Origin of the sequence: Nostoc sp. UHCC 0251 (assembly GCF_034932245.1) — a bacterium.
GTDB lineage: Bacteria > Cyanobacteriota > Cyanobacteriia > Cyanobacteriales > Nostocaceae > Nostoc.
In genome coordinates this window covers 1-9,760 of sequence record NZ_JAYGHD010000422.1, presented here as the reverse complement: position 1 = coordinate 9,760, position 9,760 = coordinate 1, and the positions used below count along the sequence as shown (strand labels likewise).

The 9,760-nt window shown below is 40.5% G+C and carries 11 protein-coding genes; 6 read left to right on the top strand and 5 right to left on the bottom strand.

Translation table 11 applies throughout. The features are described from left to right. Positions 1-241: 241 nt before the first annotated feature. Entirely contained in the window at positions 242-1,270 is a 1,029-nt protein-coding gene (gene obgE, locus VB740_RS34150; RefSeq protein ID WP_323204250.1) for a GTPase ObgE, read from the bottom strand. Between the two features lie 74 nt (positions 1,271-1,344). After that, positions 1,345-2,025 carry a Mo-dependent nitrogenase C-terminal domain-containing protein gene (locus VB740_RS34145; protein WP_323204249.1) on the bottom strand — a complete coding sequence of 227 codons (681 nt, stop codon included), beginning with the start codon at positions 2,023-2,025 and terminating at the stop codon, positions 1,345-1,347. Between the two features lie 300 nt (positions 2,026-2,325). Here VB740_RS34145 and VB740_RS34140 point away from each other — a divergent pair, with 300 nt between their 5' ends. From VB740_RS34140 to VB740_RS34125, 4 genes are all read left to right on the top strand, one after another. Further along, a complete protein-coding gene (locus VB740_RS34140) occupies positions 2,326-3,426 on the top strand; it encodes a glutamate--cysteine ligase (protein WP_323204248.1) in 1,101 nt (366 codons plus the stop codon). A gap of 535 nt (positions 3,427-3,961) precedes the next feature. After that, positions 3,962-4,318: a hypothetical protein gene (locus VB740_RS34135; protein WP_323204247.1), complete on the top strand. Its 357-nt coding sequence runs from the start codon at positions 3,962-3,964 to the stop codon at positions 4,316-4,318. Between the two features lie 510 nt (positions 4,319-4,828). Continuing rightward, complete coding sequence (locus tag VB740_RS34130; protein WP_323204246.1) at positions 4,829-5,368, top strand: Dps family protein; 540 nt, start codon at positions 4,829-4,831, stop codon at positions 5,366-5,368. 165 nt (positions 5,369-5,533) lie between these two features. Continuing rightward, entirely contained in the window at positions 5,534-6,301 is a 768-nt protein-coding gene (locus VB740_RS34125) for a ChaB family protein (RefSeq protein ID WP_323204245.1), read from the top strand. Positions 6,302-6,654: 353 nt separating this feature from the next. Here VB740_RS34125 and VB740_RS34120 read toward each other — a convergent pair whose 3' ends face one another. Together VB740_RS34120 and VB740_RS34115 are read right to left on the bottom strand one after the other, a co-directional pair. Further along, positions 6,655-7,050, bottom strand: coding sequence for a TIGR02588 family protein (locus VB740_RS34120; RefSeq protein ID WP_323204244.1), 396 nt, complete (start codon positions 7,048-7,050; stop codon positions 6,655-6,657). Continuing rightward, positions 7,047-7,934 carry a TIGR02587 family membrane protein gene (locus VB740_RS34115; protein WP_323204243.1) on the bottom strand — a complete coding sequence of 296 codons (888 nt, stop codon included), beginning with the start codon at positions 7,932-7,934 and terminating at the stop codon, positions 7,047-7,049. The genes VB740_RS34120 and VB740_RS34115 overlap by 4 nt, the downstream gene beginning before the upstream one ends. Positions 7,935-8,240: 306 nt before the next feature. Here VB740_RS34115 and VB740_RS34110 point away from each other — a divergent pair, with 306 nt between their 5' ends. Continuing rightward, positions 8,241-8,423, top strand: coding sequence for a CsbD family protein (locus tag VB740_RS34110; protein WP_323204242.1), 183 nt, complete (start codon positions 8,241-8,243; stop codon positions 8,421-8,423). A 155-nt stretch (positions 8,424-8,578) separates the two neighbouring features. On the opposite strand, the gene VB740_RS34105 is transcribed toward VB740_RS34110, so the two are convergent. Next, the gene (locus VB740_RS34105) at positions 8,579-8,854 is read right to left on the bottom strand and encodes a GlsB/YeaQ/YmgE family stress response membrane protein (protein ID WP_323204241.1); all 276 of its coding nucleotides are present in this window, start codon (positions 8,852-8,854) and stop codon (positions 8,579-8,581) included. A gap of 236 nt (positions 8,855-9,090) precedes the next feature. Between VB740_RS34105 and VB740_RS34100 the strand changes: the two genes are divergently transcribed. Then, positions 9,091-9,642: a Uma2 family endonuclease gene (locus VB740_RS34100; protein WP_323204240.1), complete on the top strand. Its 552-nt coding sequence runs from the start codon at positions 9,091-9,093 to the stop codon at positions 9,640-9,642. Positions 9,643-9,760 lie beyond the last annotated feature (118 nt).

Sequence of the window (9,760 nt, the reverse complement as noted above, 5' to 3'; positions counted from 1 at the left end):
CGCACCCTACAATACTTAACTTTGTTCAAAAATCAAATAGTAATCCTATAGCAATCTTATTTTAGTTGTTAAATTAGTCGTAGAGGTAGGCAATAGGCAAAAGATTTTTTCACGAATAATTTAGGATTGCTATATATAACTCAAAGAGGCTTCTTGACTATTCCCTCTATTACCTATTACTTATTACCTATTGCCTATTGCCTATTGCCTATTCCCTCTATTACCTATTACAAATTAGTAATTAGCTAAATACCTCCACTTCTTGAGCAACCTTCATTTGGTCGAGAATTCCCCAAATTTCTTGTAACATCGGCTCTAACCCGGTGCGAGTAACTGCTGAAATCACAAAAACCGGGGCGTAAGAAAGATGATTAAGTTGGGTTGCTAACGCCTCCAAATCGACAGTTTCCCGATCAACTGCATCAATTTTATTCAGCGCCAAAATTTGCGGGCGTTCTGCTAAACCCCGCCCATAAGCTTGTAATTCTTCCTTAATTGTGTTGTAGTCTCTAATCACATCATCGCTAGTGGCATCAATCAAGTGAAGTAGCACTCGCGTGCGCTCGATATGACGCAAGAAATCATGTCCCAGCCCAGCCCCGTGAGATGCGCCCTCAATTAGTCCGGGAATGTCGGCGAAAACAGTACCATCCCCAGTAGGTTTCCGCACTACACCCAAATTTGGAATCAGGGTAGTGAAAGGGTAGTCTGCGATTTTTGGACGCGCCGCTGATAAAGATGAAATTAAAGTGGATTTACCAGCATTTGGTAAGCCAATAATCCCAACTTCTGCCAAAAGTTTTAACTCTAGGCGCAGCTGCTTTATTTCTCCTGGTAATCCTGGGAGGGCATATTCTGGGGCGCGGTTACGGTTACTTAAGAAATGCTGATTTCCTAGTCCGCCTTTACCACCTTGAGCAATCAGCAAAGTCTGCTGAGGTTCAGTTAAATCCCCCAGCAATTCGCCAGTTTCAGCATCATAAATGCTTGTACCACAGGGAACTTCGATGAGCAAATCCTTTCCTCCTGCTCCAGTGCAGTTATTTGGCCCACCACGAGTTCCTTTTTCTGCCTGAAAGCGATGATTGTATCTGAAGTCCAGCAAAGTTTGCAGGTTTTCGTCGGCAACGAAAATTACCGAACCGCCTCGTCCTCCATTACCACCAGAGGGGCCACCGGTCGGCACATATTTCTCCCGGCGGAAGGCAACAATACCATCGCCGCCCTTACCAGCTTCAACTTCAATTTTTGCTTGGTCGATAAATTGCATACTTAAATAATAGTGAGAAGTGAGGAGTTAGGAATTGGGAGTTACAAATTATAACTCCTCACTCTTCACTTTAACTAAATATATGGTGAAATATCTTCACCGCATTTATCTGCCAGATACGAGAGGGCGCGGAAACGTAAGCCCACTAGTTGTTCATACAAGGGGTTAATTTTACACATCGGCGGGATGTGGACAATCTTGCGCCCAAAGAGGGTAACATCCCGCTCAAAGGGACACTGGGAGGGAATCATTTTACACAAAAAGCGGGCTACTCTTGGGTCTTGGATATCTAGCCCATCCAGCCAGTCACGCAGGGGATGTAGTGCATCAATTTGACGCTTTGTAAGTCCAGGGCTGGAGATAGTGGCGACGGTAACTTGCTCTGGATGTTCTAGGGTGTGGCGAAGGGCTTCTAGTAAATCCTCTGGCTGTTCTAAGACTTGGCAGAACTGATGCAGAACCTGATCTTCGCTAGGAGAATAAGTACCATCTGCGATCGCTACCATTATTGCAGTCCTTAAGAAATTTTCCGCTGCTGGTGTACCTTTACCCAACACTGCGGCTAATTCTTCTGGCGTAATTACCTCTAGTGAGTCGCATTTAATCTTAGGAGCTAATTCATTTTTGGTGATGCTGGCAATTAATTCCTGTTCTTGGGCATCAAAATTACCATCTGCCCAAGCAATGGTGAGCAGCCCACGCAACCAAGCGGCAATCTGTTCGTTGCTGTAGGGGGATTGAACGGTACTTGTCATAAACTCACGTCTCAAGCTTTCCTCAGTCACTACTAAGCTACCCTACCCAGCGACTATGGAGGTAGTGGGGCAGCAGAGAAAAATAAATTAGAGAAGTTTTCAAATCGCAAAAGTCGATCTTAGGGTAAAATCCATTTATGCCGTTATTGAGAATATTTATAGTTAAAGTGAATTTTATTGGAGTAGATCAAATATTGGTGCTACCTCTCTACGAGACTTGTGGCTCAAGCATATTTATTTAATTTTTGGAAATATCTATTAGTTAAATTAGGTGAACTCTAAATAATTAAGGTATAGATAATGTTTTTATTTGGCATTGAGCATGAAGTCGCTTTCCTAAACAAAGAAGGAAAGTTTGCTGATTTTTCCCACACAAAATTTGCTGATTTCAATCAAATTATTGAAAAGCTACCCACATACCCCAGCGACTATCCTCAACTACGCGTTGGGGATGCGGGTATTAAGATGAAAAGATGGTACATTGAGGGATTTGAAAGATTTGCAGATTCCGATAAAGTGATAGACTGTCATGCTAAAGGTATCGAAATTAGAACAACTATACATTCTGATATTCAAGGCGCAATTACTGAATTATCAGAAAGTTTTCACTTACTACGTGAGGTTGCTGCTAACTTTGGTTTCTCACCAGTTTTGGTTAGCTTTAATCCATACAATCCGGTTTTTGAGCCTCAACCCCCATTAAACGATTATGAAATTAAAGAGCTACAGGCTTATCCTGACGAGCAAACTGCTAATATTCATATGGTGTCATACGGCCCAGATTTAAATATTTCAGTGGCAGATTTGTCTACTGAACGTGTAATAGATATTGGCAGAAAGTTAACTTATTACAGTCCTTATATTGTCCCTTTTAGTTATAGTTCCCCTTTTTATCAAGGAGGTTTATGGGATGGGCTATCGGTGCGAACCTTTATCAGAACCGGAAAAAGACCAGCAGCCCTAGTTTTTGTTCAGAAGCAAGAAGAACTGATTAATAGCATACCTTCGTTGACAAAAATTGCCCGTATTCCCGCTGAAGTGGGACGCATTGAATTTAAGGCTTGTGATAGTTGTGATGACTTTTTTATATACGCGGCTTTGCTGACATTATTGAAAGGTTTGGTGTTAGATAAAACCTTATTGGGGAGAGCAACTGTACCCGATGCAGCATTACACCAACTTTCTGCAAAAGAAGGGTTTGACAACGAGGATATTTTTGGCAATGCGACAAAACTATTGCAAGCAGCCGAAGTTGCCTTAGGAGATGACCCAGATGTTCATTATTTAACGCCGTTAAAAGTAATGCTGACGAAGCGAAACACAAGATCCCATGAATTAATAGAAACGTTCCATCGTGTAAATTCAATAGAAGAGGTAATAAGGCAGACTTATCAAATTTAGAGAAAATTGTCAATTGGGACTCTGATAAATGTAGAGGGGCAGAATTTTCTGTTTGCTCCTGTCCTTGCAATACGGTTCGGTTAAGGTCTATAGTCCTTAAAGTCCTTAGATTGGATAAAGTCTAGCTAACTGAAAATAATCGTAGAGCCATTAACCTGCCAAAACTATATTAAGTCGATATACCGAGAGGCTGATTTTATTCCAACTAAAGATATAGAAAATTTCATTCTAGAGATTGATGCGGGCGTTAGCATTTTCAAAGTACAAGTAAAAACAGGGAACCTTGAGAGAAGAATGTCAATAAAAACGTAATGATTTTGCTAAAGAATTAAGGTGGTATTTACTTATTATGCCTTACTAGTTCGATGCAGAGCAGAAAGACAAAGACAATTTCTTCACCAGGTTCGTTTCTCAAGAACTTTGAGATTGAAGCGTAGCTTGCTATTTTTATTATTGCTCTTTACCAAATAAAGTGTAAGCTTCTGCTCTTTCGGTCAAAGTTCTGCGTTGTTAAAGCTGTTATCGAGGATTTCAAATGAAAATCATTGCTTCTGTTTTATCTATCTTAAGCCCAGTCCGTTTTCTAGTTGTGGCTTTTACTTGCGCCATACTATTGTTAACTAGTGCTTTTCCTGCTTTTGCGATCGATAGCTACCAAAGTGACCCTACCGAAGCTACTACACAATTGCTTGACATTCAGGCTAAAACTGACGAAGCCGGAAAAGCACCACCAATAGGATTGAGAAAGACTCAAAAAGAGACTAACGAAGGGCTTAATGAGGTTCAGGGAGCTGCTGATATTGACAAGCAGAAGCGTCCAGAAAATTCCCAGAGTTCAACATCAGTGGAAGAAAATATAAAGAATGTGTTGGAAAAAGTTACAGGTAAGTAACTAAATTAATAGTTCTGGTAATTTTTCGATAGTAATGGGTGATTGCGTCAAAGCAGTCACCCATTACTAATTATTAATGTTAAATTGGCAAATTCAATGTGCAATAGGCAATAGGCAATAGGCAATAGGCAATAGGCAATAGGCAAGGTGAAAGAAGGGTTCCTTGTTGTACTGAGTTTTTTCAGGAATCAAATACTAGCCCTATACTATATAAGATTCAGCATAGCTCAAAGATGCTTCTTCACTGTTGCCTATTCCCTATTGCCTATTGCCTTTCTACAAAAGTAACTTCAGGAATAAAATCTGATTGCTATATATCTTTATTGTTGTAGTTGAAAAAACCACTAAAGTTTGTTAATTCCTAAAGATTGGTTTAATCCTACCTATTAAGGCATAGGCATAATTAAAAATCAGTAATTAGTTCAACAGCATAATGTTTCCTTTGGTTGATGTGGAATATGTCTAAAATTTGAGAACTTAATAAATAAGTTTGCTTAGGGATGGAAAACAATGCGTTCGATAAACATTGGTTTGACTGAAGAACAGCGTCAAGGTGTAATTGATCTGTTAAATCAAGATTTGGCAGATGCCTATTTACTGTTGGTGAAAACCAAAAAATATCACTGGGATGTCGTTGGGCCTCAGTTCCGCTCTTTGCACCAACTTTGGGAAGAACACTACGAAAAGCTGACTCTAAATATTGATGCTTTGGCAGAACGGGTTCGTGCTTTGGGCGGTTACCCAGTTGGCACAATGGAAGGATTTCTCAAGATTGCTACCCTCAAGGAACATGCTGGTAATGTTCCTTCAGCAACGGGGATGGTAGCTTATCTAGTGGAAGACCACGAGCAAGTTATTCGTAACTTAAGAGACCATGTGGATCGCTCTGGTGATGAGTTCCACGATCAGGGAACTGCTGACTTTTTGACTGGACTCATGGAAGAGCATGAAGAGATGGCTTGGATGCTGCGTTCATTTATTGAAGGCGAAGCACTGGGCCCAGATGGTAAACAGCCAGCAGAAGGAGCCAAGACTCCTGTAGGTGTGTAGCTTATAAAGTCTGAGTTGAGCATGGCTGTCTGTGAAACAGTTAGAAGGAGGAATCAATCCTCCTTTAAACTGGTGTGGAAGAATTAATCTACCTGTATCTACCTATTTACCATATTCATTGCAAAAACAACATAATACAAAGCAAAGCAAACAGGGAGTTTTTAAGTGCCAGAAGTATATAAAGCAGAACGTACTACCTCTGCCGTATTTAAAGAGCAGAAGCAAATTGATGATGTGATTCGACGTTTACTAGACAGGGGTGTGCCTAGAGATCATATTTCGGTCATGGGCAGAAATTTCCAGTCAGAAACTAGAATCGCTGGCTTTATTAGTAAAAAAGATGTGATTTTAGGGGGTTTAAGAACAGGGGCAGTTTTTGGTTCCTTGTTTGGTTCCTTTCTCAGCTTGCTCACGGGTGTAGGCGTACTGTTTATTCCCTTTGTCGGCCCAATTGTGGCAGCAGGGCCTATTGGTGCAGTACTCTTGGGGGCTGCTAGTGGAGCGATCGCAGGTAGTGCAGGTGCCGGTCTAGTATCGGTTCTAACTACTTTGGGGATGCCAGAAGATAAAGCGGCTATCTACCAAACCCGCTTACAAGCTGGCGAGTTCTTATTGATGGCAGAAGTACCGAGCGATCGCACTGGCGAATTCCAATTGTTGCTCGAAAGTGCTGGTGGCGAAGAAATCAATACGATTGAAAAAACCTTTGCTCGCCCTTGTCCTGGACAGTGCAACAGTCCACAAGACTTGTCTCCTGAAGTTCGCGCTCATCTTTCTGATGAAGCTCAACGCACATTCATTGATCGCTATAACACTGTCTTCAATGAGAAAAATGACGAATTCACAGCTGAACAAGCCGCTTGGCAGTCTGTTCATGAGCAATATGATGAAGATGAAAACGGTGTTTGGTCAAAAGCTAAAGTTAAAGCTTAAAGATTTCTAAAAAATAAATACTTAAGTTACAAATAGCCTAACTGTTGGCTGACTCACCCGCCTTGAACTAAAGTTCAAGGCTAATAGCTAAAGTCTACTCAAGTAGACTAAAGATTTTTGGTGTTGCTGAATTGAAGTATGAATCTGGATGTAGAGACGTAGCAGTGCTACGTCTCTACGAGGATTTTGGTATTATGCAAAATCATTTTCATACATGAAATCAGCAATGTCAGATTTTGGGATATATATTTAGTCATCTAAAGATAACTTAAGTTATTAGCAAGGAACTTCAGTTCCTTGCGGGACATGGCTTTTACGTTAAGTTGACACGTATGAACAGTTTTAAATCTTCATTAGGGCAATTTATAGCTACTAACACGCACATTTAACTGACCTTGGCGCGGGTTATGGCTGAATATAAATGCGCCTTCTTCAGTTTCCCCACTAGATAAAAAGTCGATCTGTTGCTCTCCTGTTTCTGTAACTTTGCCGTTAATTAATAACTCAGCCATAATTTGAACTGACTCGGCTGTTTCTCCTCCACTATTCTCGACTTCAAAGGGAACATAAAATCTACCATCAACTTCCCGAATTGTTTGTTTTTTAGTAACAGAAAGGATGGGAGGTTGATCCTTTTCGTTCAGCCAAGTGTAGCCCACCAGACTCACAATGATTGCTAGGATAAGTAAGGCAACGCTGAATGTTACCCACTCTGCAATAGAGCGTGGTGGTTGTTCTGTTTTAGTCATATTGCTAACCTGCCGGCTGCACCGCCAATAGTTGCAGGTAATCCCAGCATCAAGGTGTGATCTAACCACATTGTCCAAGGGTCGCTAAAAGCTAACTTTTGAAAGAACCACAGCATAAAAGCGCTTGCTATCAGTGAAACTAGGTAAGACATAATGGTTTCACTCGATGGTCGTTGGAAAAGTCCCTTTTGCTGTCTTCGCTTTTGCTGGTCAGAAAAGCCTGCCTGAAATACAATGCCATAAGAAATCAGCAAAGATGTAGCGATCATTGCCAACTGCCAAGGTGGCGAGGCTGCGGCTGCAAGCATAGGAATTTCATCTGTTGGAGCGATGTTAAATGCAATTATAGTTGCACCAATCAAAGTTCCACCCACATCGGCGAAGGTAGCATGTAACTCATCCCCTTTGTTGTTGGTTGTGCTGTTTACCGGATCGGTTGCTTGTCTTTCAGAATTACTGTTTCCATTATCTCCCAAAAGCTGGTTGGCTAATGCTACACCGAGAGCGAAAGGCACACTTTCAAAGATGATTTTACCTAAAGATTCCTTTAGGGATGTTTCTGGTGTCAATTCTCGCAATAGTAACAACATAAAGGTAGAGCAAGCTAATCCGATCGCGATCGCTTCTACGGTATCCATTGCGGCTTGATGAGTTCGCCCGGTATATCTGCGTTTGCGAAAGCCTTCTATTTGATTAAGCAAGTAAACCACAATAAACATGAATGCGATCGCCATCATCATCAGTTGTGGTTTTGCTAACGATCCAATCCACCAAACCTCCATTGTATAGAGTAAAGGTATACCAAATAAAAAACCTCCACAAGCACCCCGAATGATGTCATTAATCTCACTCCTCCATACATTTTTTTTACGTTTTGTTCCCACTCCTTGACTTTCCTTTTGTTGAAAATTTGCTTTAACTTATATTAATCCTCTAGGAAGATGCATATATAGCAATCCTAAATCATTCGTGAAAAGTTAGATCCCCAGCTTCTTAAAGAAGGCGGGGATCTGGACACCGCGAATTTAGAATATTTTCATATTTTTGAAAGTGGGCATTTTGTAACACCTTGTATCTATCTTAAGATACATAACCTAGAAAATTATTCTATCGGTTGATGGAAGTCAAAAATAATACACTAATGTTAGCTTATGTAATAGCTGAATCAACTACAAGCTGGAATAAAAACTATGAGTGCTGAAAAAAGAATAGAAGCTACTGCAAAAAATATTGAAGGGAAAATTCAAGAGGTTGTGGGTGAAATAACCGGTAATCCCCAAGATAAAGCCGAAGGACAAACAAAGCAAGCCCAAGCCCAAGCTACTCACACTGTAGAAAATATCAAAGACGAACTTAAGAAAGCTTTAGACTAATTTAGTTTTTGCAGTGTAAATAGCAACACAACTGATAGTCTAACATAAAAACTCCACTGCTTAAAAGTTAGTGGAGTTTTTATGTAAAAGTGAAAAGGGTAATTACTAACAAACTGGTTGTTACCATGATTTTCCTAGCAATTTAATTCAATCAACTAAGAACTGGCACGATTAGCTACTAAGTTCCAGATAAAGATAGCAATCATTGCCCCAATGATGGCAACAATTACACCAGGAATACTCAGAGTTGCAGCAGTTAACTGAAATCTTCCTGTCTCAAAAAGAGTAACTAAAACCCCCCCAATCACAGCGCCTATAATACCTAAAAACATCGTTGAAACAATCCCACCACCCTGACGACCGGGATAAATAGCTTTTGCGATCGCTCCAGCAATTAAACCTAGAATTATCCAAGCAATAATGTTTAGCATAAGTTCATCCATCAGAAAACTTTATAACTAGCTTAGAAATTACAATAGTGTTTTCCTTCTACCTAAAGATATAAGTAATAAACTTCAATAAAACTTAATACCCTTTCTGTCAATAATTACAGCCGCCCACAATGATTGTAAGCCTTGGCTATATAGACACAAACACGCTAGCGGCTTCCTTTGAAGTACGTTTAATATGGGGAAATATCAAGAATTATTGGGAGGAATCAATCGTCATGACTGTTATTGTTGCTAAATGGACGATTGACGAATATCACCGCATGATTGATGCTGGCATTTTGAGCGATCGCAAAGTAGAACTACTTAAGGGAGAAATTGTTGAAATGTCGCCGGAAGGGGAACCCCATGCTTATTGTAGTGATGAATCTGGCGAGTATCTAGCAAATTTATTGGCTGAACGCGCCAAAATTCGTCATGCCAAGCCTATCACATTACCCAACGACTCGGAACCAGAACCAGATATTGCTATTGTCCAACGTTTAGGTAGAGAGTATCGAGAGCATCATCCCTATCCAGAAAATATTTTCTGGTTGATTGAGTATGCTAACTCTAGTTTAGAAAAAGATTTAGAGAGAAAAAGCAAAATCTACGCAGAAGCAGGTATTTTAGAGTATTGGGTTGTCAATCTCAAAAAGCTTCATTTAGTAGTGTTTCGAGAAATCTTAGATGGAGAGTACGCAACAAAATTGACATTGACTGCGGGAACAATTCAACCTCTGGCATTTCCAGATATTTCTGTTGTGGTGGAACAGATTATTAATACTTAAGCTAAACGCTTTGTCAAATGTCGTTTCCAGCCAGAGGCTGGAAATGCTATTCCTGGCGGCAGAGCCGCCAGCAAGGGAGGCGGAGCCTCTAAGACGGCATTCCCAGTCGGAGACTGGG

Bases quoted from the DNA above. Each gene is read 5' to 3' on its own strand.
- VB740_RS34100 (WP_323204240.1), top strand. From the start codon at position 9,091: ATGACTGTTATTGTTGCTAAATGGACGATTGACGAATATCACCGCATG.
- VB740_RS34140 (WP_323204248.1), top strand. From the start codon at position 2,326: ATGTTTTTATTTGGCATTGAGCATGAAGTCGCTTTCCTAAACAAAGAA.
- VB740_RS34110 (WP_323204242.1), top strand. From the start codon at position 8,241: ATGAGTGCTGAAAAAAGAATAGAAGCTACTGCAAAAAATATTGAAGGG.
- VB740_RS34145 (WP_323204249.1), bottom strand. From the start codon at position 2,025: ATGACAAGTACCGTTCAATCCCCCTACAGCAACGAACAGATTGCCGCT.
- VB740_RS34120 (WP_323204244.1), bottom strand. From the start codon at position 7,050: ATGACTAAAACAGAACAACCACCACGCTCTATTGCAGAGTGGGTAACA.
- VB740_RS34130 (WP_323204246.1), top strand. From the start codon at position 4,829: ATGCGTTCGATAAACATTGGTTTGACTGAAGAACAGCGTCAAGGTGTA.
- VB740_RS34105 (WP_323204241.1), bottom strand. From the start codon at position 8,854: ATGCTAAACATTATTGCTTGGATAATTCTAGGTTTAATTGCTGGAGCG.
- obgE (WP_323204250.1), bottom strand. From the start codon at position 1,270: ATGCAATTTATCGACCAAGCAAAAATTGAAGTTGAAGCTGGTAAGGGC.
- VB740_RS34135 (WP_323204247.1), top strand. From the start codon at position 3,962: ATGAAAATCATTGCTTCTGTTTTATCTATCTTAAGCCCAGTCCGTTTT.